Below are 17,087 nucleotides of genomic sequence, written 5' to 3'. Positions count from 1 at the left end.
TTCAAAGGACGTGCCTGTTATAACAGGTACAAAGAACGAGAAGCACAAACGCTGCCATGCATTTGCATAAATAATATTGCAGAACACGTGCCAACTTTTATATGTTTGATTTTAAATGGTTTTTTTTGTTTTTCTATGTTGTCGATTAGGTGAAATGCACTAACTTAGTGATCAATCGCATTAAAAGAGGGCAGAAGTAGGCGTCGTTACGCTCGTTTTTCATTGCTGAGCGATGCTTGGATAGTGTGAAAACTTATCGAGTTGTGTTGGGTTAAATAAAAAATGGCCAGCAAAGGTGCTGGCCAAGTGGACTCGCTCTTAGGACAAGAGTGAATTAGAAATCGTAACGTACGCCTAGGCGCAGTGTATCTTCGCCTTCTGTTACTAGACCTGTTGTTGCATCTTTTGCTTCATCAAGTTGGTTGATGTAGTAAGACAGGTAAGTACGGAAGTTGCTGTTTAGTTTGTAGTAACCAACAAGCTCGATACCTTCAACGGTGTCGTACTTTGAACCGTTGTCTGGATCATTCTCTTGAGCTGTGTATAGAGCTGCAAGTGTCACTTTGCTTGCTACTTTGTAGCTTGCGACTAGCTCGTAAGCCGTAAAGTCTTCAGAGTCAGTCAGGGAACCTTGAGAATAAGTACCTGCTAGGTAAAGGTTGTCCATCGAGTAAGCGATACCACCTAGAATTTGATCTTCAGAGTTATCTTTATCTACATCGCCACCAGAGTATGCAAGACCAAAGTCGAGGCCCATTGGTAGTGAGTACATTCCAGAGATGCCGTATTTATCTTCGTTATCGCTAGAGTTTGCTTGGTAGGTTGCTTGAAGTTGTAGTGCATCAAACGCACCACGGTATGCGAAAACGCTGTCTTGCTTATCAGACGACGAATCAATAACTTGCTGAACACCAGAGAATTCAGTGATATCCGTCATGTCAGAGATGATGACGGCAGCCATGTCTTGACGACCTACAGAGAAAGCACCGATATCAGAGTCGACGCCTGCATACATGTAGCGGTTTTTGAATTCACTCTTGCCCGTTTTTTGTTCGGCTTCGTAAACACCGAAAGCAGAAAGGCCGTTGCCGATGTCTGTTTTACCTTTTAGGTTAAGACGAGCACGGCTTTTATCTTCCATGGAACCTTCAACTTCAGCACCGTCTGAACCGATGAAGTCACCACGAAACTCAACGCGGCCGCCAACTTTTAATTCAGTACCGTCGTTTTTGTATACAGTTGCTGCGAATGATGGTGCTGATACCAATGCTGTAAGAATTGCAGTAGTTAGTGCTGCCTTTTTCATTTTCTTATTACCCTAGTTGTAATCGATGGGCTTTCTTGCCCGATGTGTTGATGACGCTAAGGTAAAGGCTGAAAATGAAAGATAGATTTCTGTTAAGTTATGATTTGATTGCACTTTTATTGCTGGAAAGAATAAGTGCCCCTTCTCATACCACTTATAAAAAGAAAGGTTTATCTTTTTTGAGGTTTTTTCCTCTCCGTTAAAGACTGTGTTTTTTTCAAAAAGTTCCTGAATTGTTTCTTGACCCTAAATGTAAGTAAACATTTCAATTTGGCAGGGAAGTTTGGCCTAAAAATAGCGAATCATCAGCTATTTGTGAGCTAACTCTCTCTAAAGCATTTCTTATTGTAAGGTTTTTATTTCTCGATTTTTTGAAGGCTAAGTAAACGATTGCTTTTTAGGTTTTGTCTGAGATCTTTTCACTCGGTTGTCAGGAACTAATCAAATAAAGTGTCGGCAGTTGTTACACAAAGGTAAAACTAATCTGGTGGAAACGATGCCTCGGATAGCCTTTGTATTCCTCTCTTTGTTCATCATTTCGTTTTTACGAAAGTGAACCAAAGCCGGGTCTAAAACTGACTAACCAACTAATAAGTAATGGATTTAGAAATGAATAAAAAATTATTAGCAGCGGCAATCGCGGCAGCAACCTTCGGTACTCAAGCAGTTGCAGTGGAACTATATAATAACGATGGCACAACATTTTCGATGGGCGGCCACGTTTCTGTTAATTTAAATGGATCAGAGCAAGGTGACACGGATGTGGGTACTAACTCTCCTCGTATCAATATCTCTGCGACACAGGATTTGGGTAATGGCTTCACCGCAGACGCACGTGGTGAATGGGCGCTAAACTACTTAGACGGTGGTGAAGAGTCGTTTAAAACTCGTCTAGGTTACTTAGGTATAACGCATGAGGTTTATGGTCGTGCAGTAGGTGGTACGCAATGGTCACCTTACTACGATGTCGCAGGTATTGCAGATATGCCAATCGCGTTTGCCAACGACTTCATCTATGACGATCATGGAAACCTTGGCACTGGCCGTGCGGATAAAATGCTTTCTTACCGTAATGCCATCGAGCTGGGTGAAGCGGGTGTGATCAACTTTGGTCTTGGTTGGCAGGGTGCAAACGATGATTACACGCGCAACGATGCTGGAGTTATAACTGGCGGTGCTAAATACGATGACCGTGTGCAAGCTGCGCTTTCTTACTCAATCATGGGCGCTAAAATCGGTTACTCTTACAATGGCGGCGATTTCCAGCACCCTGCATATGCAGGTAAGCACACGGCGGAATCACACGTTGTATCAGCATCTTACGGTGCGTACGGCCAAGGCCTATTCCTTGCTGCGGTTTATGGTTCAAACGAAAACATGAACTTCAGTGCAAAAGGCGACCGTTTAGAAGAAAGTGATGCGTACGAGGCGATCATCGCATACGCTCTAGCAAACAGCCTAAACTTGAGTGTTAACTATGAGATGGTGGAAGGTAAAGAGTTTAAGAGCTCTAAAACAGAAACTGCTCGTGAAGAAATGGCACTACAAGCAGAATACAACTTCACGCCTAAATTTGTTGGTTACGCGGGTTACCAGTTTGACCTAAATGACGACAATGGTCGTGAAACTGATGACAAATGGGCGTTAGGTGCTCGTTACTACCTATAATAGGATTTAGCGAGAACTATTATTCAGCTCATTGATCTAAAGCCAGCCTCGTGCTGGCTTTTTTGTCTATTTGTTTTACAAATACTTTGCTGTTTCAATTAGATGATACAAAACTCAAAACGGGGTGAATGTCTTATTTTTTACACTAGAGGTTGCTATTTAGTGTCGTTAAGTCAATAGGTTAGATTATGATGGGATTTTTGTTTTGCAGGGAAGAATGATGAGTGTTATTCAAGTTGAAGAAAAGAAAGTAGAAGTGGGTAAAGTGCTTTGTGTTGGACGAAATTACGTTGAACATATTCATGAGCTTAATAATGCAATGCCTGAGCAAATGGTGGTATTTAATAAACCCGCAACTTCCGTATCAACAACTCTGCGTTCATTCCATCAAGAGCCCCTTCATTATGAGGCTGAAATCTGCTTTTTGATCAAGGATGGACGTTATTCAGCGGTTGGTTTGGGATTGGATCTGACCAAGCGTGGTTTGCAATCCTCGCTTAAAAATCAGGGGTTGCCGTGGGAGCGTGCTAAGGCATTTGATGGCTCTGCTGTGTTTAGTCGGTTTGTCTCTTTGGATAACATTGATATCAACGAGCTTAACCTTGAGCTCTTAATCAACTGTGTTCGTGTACAAAAAGGTCACGTTAACCAAATGCTCTATCCGCCGCTAACTATCCTGGATGAATTAACCAGTTACACAACACTTCAAGATGGCGATGTAGTGATGACTGGTACACCAAAGGGCGTTGGTGAGGTACATGAAGGTGACATCTTCCTTGGTCGATTAAAGTGTGGCGATGTCACCTTGTTGGAGATTGAGTGGTTGGCGGATTAAAGCCAAATTCGTAGAACGAGAAATACCACCATACTGATAACCGTCGTTAAAAGAACATTTTTAGTAAAATACGCGATTAAAGCAGCCAGTACGGCAGCCAGTAAAAATGGGTTTTGCACATTGACGCTGAGCTCCCCATCGGGAATGAAAACGATCGGTGCCCAGATCGCAGTCAGTACTGCGGGGCTAGCGTAATTGAGTACTTTTTGAGTGCGCGTCCCTAATCGCAATGGTAGCTTGGGTTCTAAAAACAAGTAGCGGCTGGTGAAAACAAGTACCGTCATCAGCAAAATAGCCAACATGATCATTAGCGTTTCTCCTTTACTTGTTCCACAAAGTAACCAGTAAGCATGGCTAAAATGCTCGAAATCATCAAACTTCCCTCAATTTGATAATAGGTTAGGGCAACTGAGCTCACCAAAGCCACAATAACACTCGCGAGCACCGCTGCATTTTTAATGGTGGGTACTACTATCGCGATAAAAGTTGCGGCCACAGCAAATTCCAAACCCATTTCGTTCAGTTCAGGGATTAGACTTCCCGCAATAATGCCCGTCAATGTCGCGACATTCCAAAACAGGTAAAAACTCAGACCAGCCCCAAGTGCATACCAGCGATTAAATTGTTTATCGGAATGGTGGCCTACAATCGCAAACAGCTCGTCAGTAAGTAAGAAGCCGAGTGATAATCGCCATTTTAGAGGGAGCGGTGCAATTTTACTGCGCATCGATACACTGTAGAGGAAGTGTCGAGAGGTGATAAAAAACGTTGTCAGTAACATGGTCACTAGACCTGCTCCCGTTTTAATCATTCCCATCGCGACGAGCTGTGCAGAACCTGCGAACAAAATGGCGGATAGTGCTTGTCCTTCCAAAGGGTGAAGCCCAGTATCAATTGCGAATGAGCCTGCGAGTAAGCCCCAAGGGAGCACTGCGATACTCAAAGGCATCATCGCAAGTGTACCTTGCCAAAATAGCGTGGCTTTTGATTCTTTTTGTAACGGCAAAGTGTGGTCCATAGTTTCTTCTTATTTATTCCTAAATCAGATTACCAAGATAGCTCGGTAGTCGCATAACGCCTTGTACAATATTGCTGCTTTAGCTGTGACGGACGTATTGGCCGGGAGTGACGCCCATGGCTTTTTTAAAGTGTCGATGCAGATGGCTCTGATCATGGAAGCCACATTCTTGTGCCACGTCTGAAATTTTTTGTCCCATTTTTAGTAGCTTCTTCGCCATACGTAAACGTTGCTGAATTTGATAGGCATGAGGCGGAAAGCCAAATTGCTTTTGAAACTCTCTCAGCAGATGAAAAGGGCTTAATCCAGACAGTTTCGCGAGTTCTTCTAGTGAGACGTCCGTTTGTGGAAAGTCTTCCAAAAATTCTCTGACGAGCTGCACTTGTCGCTGAGCTCTGGTTGACTCTTTCAGTGGTGCCCGATGAGTGCTGTGTTTACTGGCTAGCTTGATCAACGTGCCGTAAACCAAAGTTTCTCTCAATAAACGGTTGTCTGATTTTTCTAGTGTTTCAAATACCAGTCGTAACTGACTAGCCAGCTCAGGATCGTAAACCACAGGTTGAGGGAAATAGGGTAGAGCTACATTTGGTGAGCCAAGCTCTTGTCCTAAAGTTTGAAACTGCTGAGGTACGGGGTACATTGCTTTGTATTCCCAGCCGCCTTCCGAGGCTGAATGCCCGTTGTGTACTTCATCTGCATTAACAAGGATGATGCTGTCCTGTGGCGCGATATGATTCCCGCCCGTCCTAAAAAATTGTTGTGCCCCTTTTTCGATGACACCAATAGTGTAACCTTCGTGGCTATGGCGTGAAAAATTCTGCTTCTCATACTTTGCATCGAGAAGTTCTAAACCGCCGAGCTCTTGAGCTATCTTGAAGGTAGCGATTTCCTTATTCTTTTCTTTCATCTTTATCCGGTCTGCTCAAGAAAATCATTTTAGAAGTGTAACGGATCCATCGTGCTTATTTTTGTACAAAATTGCTATTCGATTTTGATAAACAGGCGAATTGATTGCTATTTCTCATATGGGCAAACTATGATTTTTATTTTTTGAGTTATCTTGGCTATTTTGGGCTGGATGATGTCATTTTGTTGGTATAACATTCGCCGCCTTGTTGTAGAAAAGCGGTTCCATCATGATTGATTTATCTGTACTTCCTGTTTATCTCACCGCAGTAGTGGCTTTGTTGCTGTTACCAGGGCCCGATATGTTGCTGATAGCGAGCTCAAGTATGAGTTACGGTAAGAAGGTCGGTCTTTTTGCTAGCTTAGGCAATGCGACGTCTGGTGTTATTCTTACTTTGCTTGCTGCGATGGGCGTATCTACCCTGATTGCCATGAGCCCAATAGCCCTTAAAGTCCTTCATCTACTAGGTGGCGCTTACTTGTTAAAAATGGGTTGGGACTGCTTACGAGCTGAGGCATCTTCGGCTCCAGAGCTTGATGGTCAAAACAAAATGGCATCAACTTATTATCAACGTGCTTTGATGAGTAATTTGCTCAACCCTAAAGCCTTAGTCTTTTTTGTGATGTTTTTGCCGCAGTTTGTCTCAAGCAATATCACGGCATCTTCTGGTGAGCAGATGCTAGCGCTAGGGTTATTGTTGAACGTTCTTGGCTTGTCATTCAATTTATTACTTGTTGGGTTAGCAGGCACATTGGGCAAAGGGCTGCTCGAGAACGAAAAATTCCGCACGTATCAACATAAACTAATGGGGTTAGTGTTTGTTATTCTGGCGTTGTGGATGCTGAGTAGTTTCGCCTTGTAAAGTTATCATATTCCATCAGAAAGCCAGCAATTGCTGGCTTTTTGTTTTAGGATATTGGTGTTTCCTAAGGAGAGGGTATATGAAGCTTGAATTTTGTTTAAATCCAGATCAAACAGACCTTGATTTTGTTCGTGAAGGTATTCGATCTTATAACCGACTGCATTTACCTGAAGGGGAAGTGCATGCTGTAGGCTGTTTCGCAAAAGATGAGAATGGCAAGATCATGGGTGGCTTGACTGGCGAAATGTTTAAAAATACGGTATTTGTTGAGTTTTTGTGGGTAGACGCTGAAAGTCGAACCTCTGGTCTCGGTAGCCAATTAATGTCGATGCTAGAACAAAAAGTAAAGCCTCATGGGGTTACCCATGTTTATTTGGATACCTACAGCTTTCAAGCTCTTGAGTTCTATCTCAAATTGGGTTTTGAGAAAGTGGGGCAGTACTCAGGCTATCCTGCAGAGGGGATCCACAAGTACTTTCTACAAAAGGAAATTGTAGGCTAGGGAAAGCACGGGTTAGCTTGACTTGTTCTCGTTAAAATCAAAAAAAGAGGCGCGAATTTGCGCCTCTTGTTGTATCAAATATCTATGTTTCTCTTTGACTTACAAACTTTGCTGGTGCGCGTCGATAAGTTCGTTCATCTTCGCTTCTGCTGCTTGCTGTGCTTGTTCATAGCTCATATCCGCAGGGAAGAGGTTGATGACTTCGTAGTAACATTTTAGTTTTGGCTCAGTACCAGAAGGACGAACAATCACGCGTGATTGATCTTCTAGGTGATAAATCAATACGTCACTTGCCGGTAAGTCAATGGATTCTTCAGAGCCGTCGTCAAACATGCGAACCGATGTTTTTAGATCTTCGGTTACTGCAACTTTTTTACCAGCAATCTCTGTTGGTGGATTTGCTCGGAGTTTGTCGCCGATTGGTGGAGAGTTCGGGTCGAGAGCAATGCTGCGTTGCGCGTTGAAGTAGAAACCGTGCTCGCGGTACAGCTCTTCCAGTTTATCCCACAGTGTTTTACCTTGCGCTTTAAGCTTGCCTGTTAGCTGTGAAAACGCGACGATTGCAGATAAACCATCTTTATCCCACACCTTGTTACCCACGGTATAACCGAGCGCTTCCTCATAAGCAAACAAGAATGGGTTGGTTTCTGTCTCTTGTTCCATGGCAACGTTAGTAAGCCATTTAAAGCCAGTTAATGTTTGATAGTATTGTGCGCCATGCGCCTTAGCGATGCTGCTCAGCATTCTTGAGGATACGATGGTGTTGCCAACCAAAGCGTTAGGTTGCTGTTCCAACAAGTAATCGCCAAACAGTGAGCCCACCTGATCACCCGTTAGCATTTGATACTCGCCATCTGGGCGTTTAACTGCCACGGCAAAACGGTCCGCATCTGGGTCGTTCGCGCAAGCGATATCGGCATCTACGGACTTACCTAATGCCATCACCATATCCATTGCACCGGCTTCTTCAGGGTTTGGGAAGTTGACGGTTGGGAAGCTTCCATCAGGTTCGCGTTGTTCCTTAACACTTGCCACTTTTTGGAAGCCTGCGTCGGCAAGTAGCGTTTCCGCCATATTCGCGCCAACGCCATGCATTGCGGTGTAAGCAATAGATATATCGGTATTGTTGTCAGGAGTAAGCAGCGCGTTTTCATTCATTGTCTTACGGTAAGTTTGGTAGTAGTCGTCTTCCAACCAAACTAACAAACCGTGCTGTTTTGCATCATCGAGAGACATTAAAGGTAATGGCTTCGTTGTTGCGTCATCAATTTTCGCTGCGATTCCAGAGTCGTGTGGAGGAATAATCTGTGCGCCATTTTCCCAATATACTTTGAAGCCATTGTATTCTGGTGGATTGTGGCTGGCAGTAACAACAACAGCGGCCGCAGCACTCAATGTACGGACACCAAACGCAACAATTGGGGTTGCTGCAACGTCATACGTTAGGTAAACCTTGATACCAAGGGCCGTCAGTACGGATGCGGTATCATGCGCGAATTGTTTTGAATCGGGACGACCGTCGTAGCCAATAACGACACCACGACTCGCGGCATCTTTGACTTGCTCAAGCAAATAGTTCCCTAAACCAGTGGCGGTCTCTTGAATCACCAAGCGGTTCATTCGGTTTGGACCTGCGCCCACTTTGCCACGTAAGCCTGCAGTACCAAAGGCAAGGCGTGAGCCAAAGCGATCAGTAAGCTCTTGTTCATTGTTCGTATCGACGAGGTGTTGTAGCTCTTCACGAGTCTTAGGGTCAGGGTCTCGTTCTAGCCATTGCGTAATTAGTGCTGTCATATCAGTCATTCCTTAGTAGGGGGAGCCTACTTTCTTGGACACTTCGTTTGGTAAGTATCTCAATGTTTTCTTTTAAATCAATGTAAATGGTTCTCAATTACATTTCAAAGAGGGCAATCGATAAACCGAATTAATTTTTCTTATCCGAACAAAATTTAATCATATTTAATTTCTTGAAGAACCTTGGAACTATAACTAGCCTTTTAACATAAATATAACAAACCGTGTCGAAATCGTAGTTTTTGTGATTTTTCGTAAAGTTGTTCGATATTTGCATCGGGACGCAAGGAAGCTCGCGTAGGCGTAGCGGCTGAGCAGAGGAGAGATCTTTTGAAAAGATTAACGACTACTCTAGCCTTATCACTGAATGTGATTTTAATCACATTTTCCTCTTTTGGTTGGTCAAAGGAAAATGACTACAACATGACAAAAGGGGTCACAGAGATAAGTGGGCAAGTGTATGAATTACATATGCTGATTTTCTATATCTGCTGTGTAATTGCTTTGATTGTTTTTGGTGTGATGTTCTATTCCATCTTCCGTCATCGCAAGTCAAAAGGAGCAGTTGCCGCACATTTCCATGAAAGTACAAAAGTGGAAATTATTTGGACGGTCATACCCATCATCATTCTTGTCGCTATGGCGATTCCCGCAACAAAAACTCTAGTAGCAATGGAAGACACAAGCCAATCGGATATCACGGTCAAGATCACAGGCTCGCAATGGAAATGGCATTACAGCTATTTTGGCGAAGATGTTGAGTTTTTTAGTTTGCTTGCCACCAGCCAAAAACAAATTGATGGAATCGAAGCTAAAGGCGCACATTACTTACTGGAAGTAGACAACCCTTTGGTGTTGCCTGTGAATCGCAAAGTGCGTTTTTTGATGACTTCTGATGATGTCATTCACTCTTGGTGGGTACCAGACTTTGCCGTCAAGAAAGACACCATTCCAGGTTTTATCAATGAAGCATGGACAAGAATTGATGAGCCAGGCGTATATCGCGGTCAGTGTGCGGAGCTATGTGGTCGTGCACACGGATTTATGCCAGTGGTGGTGCATGCGATGGAAGAAGAAAAGTTCGATGAATGGCTAGCGAGTAAGAAGGAAGAACTCGCGCTTCAAAAAGCGGCGGCACAAGAAGCGCTCTCTCAAGACTTATCTATGGACGAATTGATGTCGCAAGGCGAATCGATATACACGGCGCGTTGCGCTGTGTGTCATCAGGCAAATGGTGAGGGGATTCCGGGTGCATTTCCCGCGATTAAAGGCAGTCCTATTGCAACCGGAGATGTTACAGAGCACATAGATATTATTGTCAACGGTCGCCCGGGCACCGCAATGCAGGCTTTTTCTAATCAGTTAAGTGACAAAGAAATTGGCGCGGTTATCACATATCAACGAAATGCATGGGGCAACGATACTGGCGATACAGTGCAAGCATCCGATGTGAATGCCTTTAAGGCACAAGGCAGTGCTAAGGAGGAAATATGAGTAAGCCAATAGATAAGGCAGTGAAGTCTGCGCCAGCAGAAGCCAGTGCGAACAGTACCATTGCGATCGATGATGGTCACGAGCATCATGCACCCCAGGGCATCACTCGTTGGTTGTATTCTACAAGCCATAAAGACATAGGCACCCTCTACCTTTGGTTTAGCTTTGCGATGTTTCTAACAGGTGGTGCGATGGCAATGATCATTCGTGCCGAACTGTTCCAGCCAGGGCTACAGCTAGTCGATCCGCAGTTTTTTAATCAAATGACCACGGTACACGGTTTAGTGATGGTATTTGGTGCGGTGATGCCAGCATTTACTGGTCTTGCTAACTGGATGATTCCGATGATGATCGGCGCTCCAGATATGGCGCTGCCGCGCATGAACAACTTGAGCTTTTGGATCTTACCTTTTGCATTTCTTATTTTGTTGAGCTCGTTGTTTTTACCTGGCGGCGGTCCTGATTTTGGTTGGACGTTTTATGCTCCGCTGTCCACGACTTATGGCCCGGATAGCACTGCGCTGTTTGTATTCTCTGTTCATATCATGGGTATCAGCTCCATTATGGGCGCGATCAACGTTATCGTGACGATCGTAAATATGCGAGCTCCGGGAATGACTTGGTTCAAGTTACCAATGTTTGTTTGGACTTGGCTAATCACCGCTTTCTTGTTGATCGCGGTTATGCCGGTACTAGCGGGTGCGGTGACCATGGTTCTTACTGACAAATATTTCGGGACTAGCTTCTTTGACGCAGCTGGTGGTGGTGACCCGGTAATGTTCCAACACATCTTTTGGTTCTTTGGTCACCCAGAAGTGTACATCATGATTTTACCGTCGTTTGGAATCATCTCCGCTATTCTGCCTGCTTTCAGTGGTAAGAAGCTGTTTGGTTATCATTCGATGGTTTACGCGACGTGCAGCATTGCATTGTTATCTTTCCTTGTGTGGGCGCACCACATGTTTACCACGGGGATGCCAGTTTTTGCTGAGCTCTTCTTTATGTATTGCACTATGCTGATTGCGGTACCAACGGGGGTTAAAGTCTTTAACTGGGTTGCCACCATGTGGCGTGGAGCTCTGACATTTGAAACGCCAATGTTGTTTGCCATTGCCTTTATTGTGCTTTTTACTATTGGCGGCTTCTCGGGACTGATGTTGGCGATTGTGCCGGCGGATTTCCAATATCATGACACTTACTTCGTGGTTGCCCATTTCCATTATGTGTTGGTATCTGGTGCGGTATTCTCGATCATGGCAGCAGCATACTACTGGCTACCTAAGTGGACGGGCAATATGTACGACCACAAGCTGAGTTTATGGCATTTCTGGTGCTCAATTATTTCCGTCAATGTCCTGTTTTTCCCAATGCACTTCCTAGGCTTAGCAGGCATGCCAAGGCGCATACCGGATTACGCCATTCAGTTTGCTGATGTTAATCAAATAGTATCAATTGGTGGGTTTGCATTTGGGTTGTCACAACTGATCTTCTTATGGTTGGTGATCAAGTGTATTCGTGGCGGGGAGAAGGCTTCTGCAAAACCGTGGGAACGTGCGGAAGGCTTAGAGTGGACAGTGCCAAGCCCTGCGCCGCATCATACGTTTACTACACCGCCTAAGATTGACTAGCAAAGAGTGGGGTGAGTGACATGAAACCGAATCCATCAAACAAGAAGCTCACCGTGAAGTTGCTTTTGGCGACCCTGTTAATGTTTGGCTTCGGCTATGCACTGGTCCCACTTTATGACGTGATGTGCGACGCACTGGGAATCAATGGAAAGACAAGTGAAGTAGCCGCCATTCAACCGACAGGTATGCAACCGGACATGAGCAGAACTGTTCGCGTGGAGTTTATGGCGCATGTCAGCCCAGATATGCCTTGGGAGTTTAGACCCAAAGTGATTTCGATGGATGTTCACCCAGGTGAAGTCGTACAAACCGAATACCTTGCATTTAATGAAAGCGGGCAGAAGTTGGTGGGGCAAGCCGTTCCTTCTGTTTCTCCCGGGACTGGAGCTGCTTACTTCAATAAGATTGAGTGTTTTTGTTTTAACCAGCAGCCTCTGGATGGTAAACAGCAAGCTCAAATGCCGTTGATTTTTTATATCGAACCGGACTTGCCGGAGTCTATACACACGTTAACGCTGTCTTACACACTCTATAAACTTCCCCCTCCTACAGGCTCTTAGCCACTCAGGGAGAGAGATACAGACCAAGGTTGGTCAGTAAGGAGAGAAATTATGAGTAACAAGCCAGGAACATATTATGTTCCCGCTCAAAGTAGCTGGCCGATCATCGGTGCATTTGCTCTGTTTTTGGTTGCTGTTGGCGCGGGCATGACCGTCCAGGGGACACAAAGTGACGGTGCAGTGGGAACCATTGGTGGCATTGTGCTAGCGGTGGGCTTCTTGTTCTTGCTTTACATGTTGGCTGGTTGGTTTAGTAATGTGATTACTGAATCACTGAGTGGAAAATACAGCTCGCAAATTACTCGTTCTTTTCGCCAAGGAATGAGCTGGTTTATCTTTTCTGAAGTGATGTTTTTTGGTGCCTTTTTTGGTGCCTTGTTTTACGCCAGAATGATTTCTGTGCCTTGGTTAGGTGGGGCAGATAATAACTTCATGACCAACGAAGTCCTGTGGCCAACCTTCGAAGCGATGTGGCCACTCACACTGACACCGGGGGGAGAAACAACACAAGCTATGCCGTGGCAGGGCATACCCCTTACCAATACTATCTTGCTGCTATTGTCGTCTATTACGCTACATATGGCGCATATAAGCCTTGAACAAGACAAAAGAACGGCACTGATTGTTTGGTTAGAGATAACCATCGTACTTGCTGGCTTTTTCCTATATTACCAAGCGGTTGAGTATGTTCATGCTTATCAAGACATAGGGCTCACGTTGCAGTCCGGTATTTACGGTAACACGTTCTTCATGTTGACGGGGTTCCACGGTTTACACGTTTGTCTTGGGACTATCTTCTTGATCGTGCTGCTGTTCAGAATCGCTAAAGATCACTTTTCGCCAAAGAACCATTTTGCCTTTCAAGCGGGCAGCTGGTATTGGCATTTCGTGGATGTGGTTTGGTTATGTCTGTTTGTGTTTGTTTACGTACTTTAGGCGCAGTGTGAACTCTTGGTTCGACTAATAAGGGCGAGGGTTTGGTGCTAGCCAACCCGAGCTGAGCGCAATAAGCAAAAGGACGACCACCAAAGCGGAGAACATGACTCGACGGCCTAAGTAATGACTCATGGGTTTGTCTCTTTTTTCAGGATTATCTGGGTCTTCACGAACCATTTCGATAAGCGCTTTTGCGAGGTTGAAGATAATGAAAAGCAGCAAAAGGACAAGCGTCAGTTTGAATAGAAATACGGTGGACATGGCACCTCCGGTTTCATCATTGTTGTTATCAAGACAATTATGGCTATCGAAACGGTTTTGGGTTGCAGTTGGTTTAACTGTGGTTGTGTTTTCTCTTTTGGTCAAACTGGGTTTTTGGCAGTTTGAGAGAGGGCAAGAAAAACAAGCATTGGAACAAGCCATTCTCGCGCGTGCGGATAGTGCGTACCAAGCACTAAGCGTCGTTCTTGAAGACAACGACTGGCGAGAGGAAAGTATCCTCGGGAAAAAAGTGGAAGTTAATGTTGTTCCTCAGGCGTTTCCCGTAATTTTGTTAGACAACCAAACGCATCAAGGCAGTGTGGGATATTTAGCATTTCAGATTGTATTGACGATCGATGAGCCTAGTGCCTACGCGTTATTGGAGCTTGGTTTTGTCGAGGGAAGAGCAGAACGCTCAGTGTTACCAACGGTCACCAAACTCGATAATTCGACTTTCATCACAGGACGCCTGTACCGAAAATCTACTAATCCACTGAGTTCAGAGTTAATGCCGGAAGTTGGCGATGTTATTCGCGTGCAAAACCTAAACATCGCGCAATTGAATCAGCTACTGAATATTGAACTTATGCCCGCAGTCTTGCAGCCAGACAATTTAACTCGTTGGCCCTATGACTTTCCTTGGAATCCATTGCCACTCAATAGTGCCAAACATTTTGGCTATTCGATTCAATGGTTTTCGATGGCAGGTGTTTTCTTATTACTGACTTTAATTGTTTTTGTTCGTTGGCAAAAAAAGTTGCGTCACATGGAGGTGAAGCATGACATCTAAAGTAACCAAAGGACGACTAATGTTGATTGCGCTGGTTTGTACGTTCGCGCTTCCCGCTGTCATTGCAAAAGTCATTCTCACACAAGGGTGGTATCAAAGCGGAGTGACCAATAGAGGCGAGTTAGTCGAACCATACACGACGTTAGAGCAACTTGGTCAAGAGTCACCTCTCAAAGACCATGGTTGGCAACTCGCTTATGTATTGCCTAACGAATGCACTGAACAGTGTAAACAGCAGCTTTACCTGCTTCAGCAAAGCCATGTTGCTTTAGGTAAGTATCAAGAGCGAGTAGTGCCAGTCGTTTGGCAGACTGAGCATTCAGATCCCATGGAAGTATCGATGTTAGCGATGCAAATGAATGAATTGGTTACCGCAAAAGTGAAACCTGGGCAAATGTTGATCGTTGATCCTCTTGGGCAACTGGTGATGTCTTACTCGCCGAAACCAAATGAGGACTTAGTCCTATTGAATAAAGGTATGTTGGCGGACTTACGCAAGCTCTTAAAACTGTCACGAGTCGGTTAGAGGAAGTGCATATGAAATTAATTCAGTTGGTTAGATTCAGTTTGCTGCTAACTCTCGTGGTGATCATGTTAGGGGCATATACTCGCCTTTCAGATGCAGGGTTAGGTTGCCCGGATTGGCCTGGTTGTTATGGGCACTTTTCTGTGCCGCATCAAGAAGAAGACGTCATACGTGCTAACCTGAACTTCCCCGAGCGGGCAGTAGAGCATGAGAAAGCATGGCTTGAGATGATTCATCGCTATTTTGCGGGAACGTTAGGTTTAGTCATTTTTGCGATGGCAGCGATATCAGTAAGGTCTGAGCGTGTAAATTCAACCATTCCAATGTTGCTAAGCGTATTGGTGATTGGGCAGGCACTTTTGGGAATGTGGACAGTTACTCTTAAATTAATGCCCGTCATCGTGATGCTTCACTTGCTCGGTGGTTTTGTTTTATTGGCGTCACAGGCGATTTTTTACTGCCAATTAAAAGCGCAAGACAATCTCTATTTCTCTCCATCTTCTAGCTCTCTGAGAGGCTTTTCATTGTTGGTTTTCCTGGTTGTTTTGGTGCAAGTGCTCCTTGGAGGGTGGACTTCGTCAAATTATGCTGCGCTGATGTGTACCACACTGCCGATTTGTGAGGGAGACTGGATGAGCCATCTCTCATGGAAAGAAGCGTTTTCTTTCTGGCAAACTGGATTCGAGAATTATGAATTTGGTGTTTTGGAGTATCCGGCAAGAATGACTATACACGTCACTCATCGTATAGGCGCTATTGTTACCGCCACCGTGGTATTGGCTTATAGTATTGGGCTTATGAGGCAAGATTCTCATCATTCACAGAGAATCGGAGGGTGGTTGTTATTCACTCTGGTGTGCCAAATTATGCTGGGTGTAAGCAACGTAGTATTTCAACTTCCTATCTATGTCGCGGTGGCGCACAACCTTGGTGCCGCTGTTATGTTGAGTCTCGTTTGTGTTAGCCAGTTTTACTTGTGGCAGGGTAAAACGGCTTGGAATTACACCGCGAAAGGAGTTCGCTATGAGTAAAGAAATCGCGCTGTCGTTAAATGGGCGAAAGCGACTAAGTTCCGTTTATTTGAAGTTAACGAAACCTAAAGTGGTGGCGTTAATGTTGGTGACGGCAGTAGTAGGGATGAGCTTAGCCCCGGTTGATGATTTCCCCTGGTTGCAGGCGGTAGTTGGCCTAACGGGGATTGGTCTGATGGCAGGGTCTGCGGCAGCGTTTAATCATCTAATTGACCGCCGAATTGATGCGAGAATGGCACGTACACACAAAAGACCATTGCCATCGGGTGAGACTAAACCATCATCGGTGATAGCCTTCGCTACAGTTTTAGGTGTCTTAGGGTTTGTACTTCTATATGCGATGGTCAACCCGCTGACGGCATGGTTGACTTTGATGAGTTTGCTCGGCTATGCGATGGTATACACAATGTACCTCAAACGTGCTACGCCCCAAAATATCGTCATTGCAGGGATTGCCGGTGCGATGCCGCCTCTTCTCGGTTGGACTGCGGTAACAGGGCAATTACATGCGAATGCTTGGCTGCTCGTGATGATCATTTTTATCTGGACGCCACCACATTTTTGGGCTCTGGCTATTCATCGTGTCGAGGATTACCGCAAGGTAGATATTCCCATGCTGCCAGTGACACACGGCATTGAGTACACCAAAACTTCTATTCTGTTGTATACGGTGCTATTGACTTTGGTTTGTGTCCTACCGGTTTTGGTTGGTATGGTCGGCGTGGTGTATCTTTTTGCCTCACTACTACTCAATGTTGGCTTTATGTACCATGCATGGAAGCTAAAATATGCACCAGAGCCAAATACCGCGATGGAGACGTTTAAATTCTCTATCTATCATCTTTTGGCGTTGTTCATTGCATTGCTTTCGGATCACTATATTGGTTTTTAACCTTTCTTAAAACAGAAAACGCCGCGTGGTTCGCGGCGTTTTTGGTTTTGATACTTTGGTTTTAAGACAAAGTTTTC

Annotated in this window: 18 protein-coding genes; 12 read left to right on the top strand and 6 right to left on the bottom strand. The window is 44.8% G+C overall.

Features of this window, described 5'->3' with window-relative positions; translation table 11 throughout:
- Positions 1-334: 334 nt before the first annotated feature.
- Positions 335-1,306 carry a porin gene (locus tag NL626_RS07190; RefSeq protein WP_005375535.1) on the bottom strand — a complete coding sequence of 324 codons (972 nt, stop codon included), beginning with the start codon at positions 1,304-1,306 and terminating at the stop codon, positions 335-337.
- Between the two features lie 609 nt (positions 1,307-1,915).
- Here NL626_RS07190 and NL626_RS07185 point away from each other — a divergent pair.
- Together NL626_RS07185 and NL626_RS07180 are read left to right on the top strand one after the other, a co-directional pair.
- A complete protein-coding gene (locus tag NL626_RS07185; protein ID WP_042521502.1) occupies positions 1,916-2,974 on the top strand; it encodes a porin in 1,059 nt (352 codons plus the stop codon).
- A gap of 220 nt (positions 2,975-3,194) precedes the next feature.
- Positions 3,195-3,809, top strand: a complete 615-nt coding sequence (locus NL626_RS07180) for a fumarylacetoacetate hydrolase family protein (protein ID WP_253657198.1) — start codon at positions 3,195-3,197, stop codon at positions 3,807-3,809.
- Here the strand turns inward: NL626_RS07180 and NL626_RS07175 are convergent.
- The 3 genes from NL626_RS07175 to NL626_RS07165 all read right to left on the bottom strand — a co-directional run bounded on the left by NL626_RS07175 (position 3,806) and on the right by NL626_RS07165 (position 5,734).
- On the bottom strand, positions 3,806-4,117 hold the full coding sequence (locus tag NL626_RS07175; RefSeq protein WP_005385193.1) for an AzlD domain-containing protein: 312 nt from the start codon (positions 4,115-4,117) through the stop codon (positions 3,806-3,808). The genes NL626_RS07180 and NL626_RS07175 overlap by 4 nt on opposite strands.
- On the bottom strand, positions 4,117-4,827 hold the full coding sequence (locus NL626_RS07170; protein WP_005375526.1) for an AzlC family ABC transporter permease: 711 nt from the start codon (positions 4,825-4,827) through the stop codon (positions 4,117-4,119). Before NL626_RS07170 ends, NL626_RS07175 begins: the two co-directional genes overlap by 1 nt.
- 79 nt (positions 4,828-4,906) lie before the next feature.
- The gene (locus NL626_RS07165) at positions 4,907-5,734 is read right to left on the bottom strand and encodes an AraC family transcriptional regulator (RefSeq protein WP_005385198.1); all 828 of its coding nucleotides are present in this window, start codon (positions 5,732-5,734) and stop codon (positions 4,907-4,909) included.
- 229 nt (positions 5,735-5,963) lie between these two features.
- Here NL626_RS07165 and NL626_RS07160 point away from each other — a divergent pair, with 229 nt between their 5' ends.
- A complete protein-coding gene (locus tag NL626_RS07160) occupies positions 5,964-6,596 on the top strand; it encodes a LysE family translocator (RefSeq protein WP_005375522.1) in 633 nt (210 codons plus the stop codon).
- A gap of 79 nt (positions 6,597-6,675) precedes the next feature.
- Complete coding sequence (locus NL626_RS07155; RefSeq protein ID WP_005375519.1) at positions 6,676-7,098, top strand: GNAT family N-acetyltransferase; 423 nt, start codon at positions 6,676-6,678, stop codon at positions 7,096-7,098.
- Positions 7,099-7,197: 99 nt separating this feature from the next.
- Here NL626_RS07155 and NL626_RS07150 read toward each other — a convergent pair whose 3' ends face one another.
- Positions 7,198-8,892: a phospho-sugar mutase gene (locus NL626_RS07150; RefSeq protein WP_154203950.1), complete on the bottom strand. Its 1,695-nt coding sequence runs from the start codon at positions 8,890-8,892 to the stop codon at positions 7,198-7,200.
- A gap of 330 nt (positions 8,893-9,222) precedes the next feature.
- Between NL626_RS07150 and coxB the strand changes: the two genes are divergently transcribed.
- From coxB to NL626_RS07130, 4 genes are read left to right on the top strand one after another with little or no spacing between them, the layout of a single operon-like run.
- Entirely contained in the window at positions 9,223-10,386 is a 1,164-nt protein-coding gene (coxB, locus tag NL626_RS07145) for a cytochrome c oxidase subunit II (protein WP_005385208.1), read from the top strand.
- A complete protein-coding gene (gene ctaD, locus NL626_RS07140; protein WP_005375510.1) occupies positions 10,383-12,014 on the top strand; it encodes a cytochrome c oxidase subunit I in 1,632 nt (543 codons plus the stop codon). Before coxB ends, ctaD begins: the two co-directional genes overlap by 4 nt.
- Before the next feature lie 20 nt (positions 12,015-12,034).
- Entirely contained in the window at positions 12,035-12,574 is a 540-nt protein-coding gene (locus NL626_RS07135) for a cytochrome c oxidase assembly protein (protein ID WP_005385211.1), read from the top strand.
- 51 nt (positions 12,575-12,625) lie between these two features.
- On the top strand, positions 12,626-13,510 hold the full coding sequence (locus tag NL626_RS07130) for a cytochrome c oxidase subunit 3 (protein ID WP_005385214.1): 885 nt from the start codon (positions 12,626-12,628) through the stop codon (positions 13,508-13,510).
- 24 nt (positions 13,511-13,534) lie between these two features.
- On the opposite strand, the gene NL626_RS07125 is transcribed toward NL626_RS07130, so the two are convergent.
- Positions 13,535-13,771 carry a DUF2909 domain-containing protein gene (locus tag NL626_RS07125; RefSeq protein WP_005375504.1) on the bottom strand — a complete coding sequence of 79 codons (237 nt, stop codon included), beginning with the start codon at positions 13,769-13,771 and terminating at the stop codon, positions 13,535-13,537.
- Between NL626_RS07125 and NL626_RS07120 the strand changes: the two genes are divergently transcribed.
- From NL626_RS07120 to cyoE, 4 genes are read left to right on the top strand one after another with little or no spacing between them, the layout of a single operon-like run.
- Entirely contained in the window at positions 13,770-14,561 is a 792-nt protein-coding gene (locus tag NL626_RS07120) for an SURF1 family protein (RefSeq protein ID WP_195723057.1), read from the top strand. The genes NL626_RS07125 and NL626_RS07120 overlap by 2 nt on opposite strands.
- On the top strand, positions 14,551-15,087 hold the full coding sequence (locus NL626_RS07115) for a hypothetical protein (protein WP_017635864.1): 537 nt from the start codon (positions 14,551-14,553) through the stop codon (positions 15,085-15,087). The genes NL626_RS07120 and NL626_RS07115 overlap by 11 nt, the downstream gene beginning before the upstream one ends.
- Positions 15,088-15,098: 11 nt before the next feature.
- Positions 15,099-16,118, top strand: coding sequence for a heme A synthase (locus tag NL626_RS07110; protein WP_182039330.1), 1,020 nt, complete (start codon positions 15,099-15,101; stop codon positions 16,116-16,118).
- The gene (gene cyoE, locus NL626_RS07105) at positions 16,111-17,010 is read left to right on the top strand and encodes a heme o synthase (RefSeq protein WP_005375639.1); all 900 of its coding nucleotides are present in this window, start codon (positions 16,111-16,113) and stop codon (positions 17,008-17,010) included. Before NL626_RS07110 ends, cyoE begins: the two co-directional genes overlap by 8 nt.
- Positions 17,011-17,087: the final 77 nt, after the last annotated feature.

Origin of the sequence: Vibrio sp. Y58_MX_L22, assembly GCF_024181865.1 — a bacterium.
Classification (GTDB): Bacteria; Pseudomonadota; Gammaproteobacteria; order Enterobacterales; family Vibrionaceae; genus Vibrio; species Vibrio alginolyticus.
The sequence above is the reverse complement of the archived record's forward strand: the minus strand, read 5'-3'. Positions and strand labels throughout refer to the sequence as shown.

Coding starts and splice junctions, on each gene's coding strand:
- NL626_RS07190 (WP_005375535.1), bottom strand. CDS start 1,306: ATGAAAAAGGCAGCACTAACTACTGCAATTCTTACAGCATTGGTATCA.
- NL626_RS07185 (WP_042521502.1), top strand. CDS start 1,916: ATGAATAAAAAATTATTAGCAGCGGCAATCGCGGCAGCAACCTTCGGT.
- NL626_RS07180 (WP_253657198.1), top strand. CDS start 3,195: ATGAGTGTTATTCAAGTTGAAGAAAAGAAAGTAGAAGTGGGTAAAGTG.
- NL626_RS07175 (WP_005385193.1), bottom strand. CDS start 4,117: ATGATCATGTTGGCTATTTTGCTGATGACGGTACTTGTTTTCACCAGC.
- NL626_RS07170 (WP_005375526.1), bottom strand. CDS start 4,827: ATGGACCACACTTTGCCGTTACAAAAAGAATCAAAAGCCACGCTATTT.
- NL626_RS07165 (WP_005385198.1), bottom strand. CDS start 5,734: ATGAAAGAAAAGAATAAGGAAATCGCTACCTTCAAGATAGCTCAAGAG.
- NL626_RS07160 (WP_005375522.1), top strand. CDS start 5,964: ATGATTGATTTATCTGTACTTCCTGTTTATCTCACCGCAGTAGTGGCT.
- NL626_RS07155 (WP_005375519.1), top strand. CDS start 6,676: ATGAAGCTTGAATTTTGTTTAAATCCAGATCAAACAGACCTTGATTTT.
- NL626_RS07150 (WP_154203950.1), bottom strand. CDS start 8,892: ATGACAGCACTAATTACGCAATGGCTAGAACGAGACCCTGACCCTAAG.
- ctaD (WP_005375510.1), top strand. CDS start 10,383: ATGAGTAAGCCAATAGATAAGGCAGTGAAGTCTGCGCCAGCAGAAGCC.
- NL626_RS07135 (WP_005385211.1), top strand. CDS start 12,035: ATGAAACCGAATCCATCAAACAAGAAGCTCACCGTGAAGTTGCTTTTG.
- NL626_RS07130 (WP_005385214.1), top strand. CDS start 12,626: ATGAGTAACAAGCCAGGAACATATTATGTTCCCGCTCAAAGTAGCTGG.
- NL626_RS07120 (WP_195723057.1), top strand. CDS start 13,770: ATGGCACCTCCGGTTTCATCATTGTTGTTATCAAGACAATTATGGCTA.
- NL626_RS07125 (WP_005375504.1), bottom strand. CDS start 13,771: ATGTCCACCGTATTTCTATTCAAACTGACGCTTGTCCTTTTGCTGCTT.
- NL626_RS07115 (WP_017635864.1), top strand. CDS start 14,551: ATGACATCTAAAGTAACCAAAGGACGACTAATGTTGATTGCGCTGGTT.
- NL626_RS07110 (WP_182039330.1), top strand. CDS start 15,099: ATGAAATTAATTCAGTTGGTTAGATTCAGTTTGCTGCTAACTCTCGTG.
- cyoE (WP_005375639.1), top strand. CDS start 16,111: ATGAGTAAAGAAATCGCGCTGTCGTTAAATGGGCGAAAGCGACTAAGT.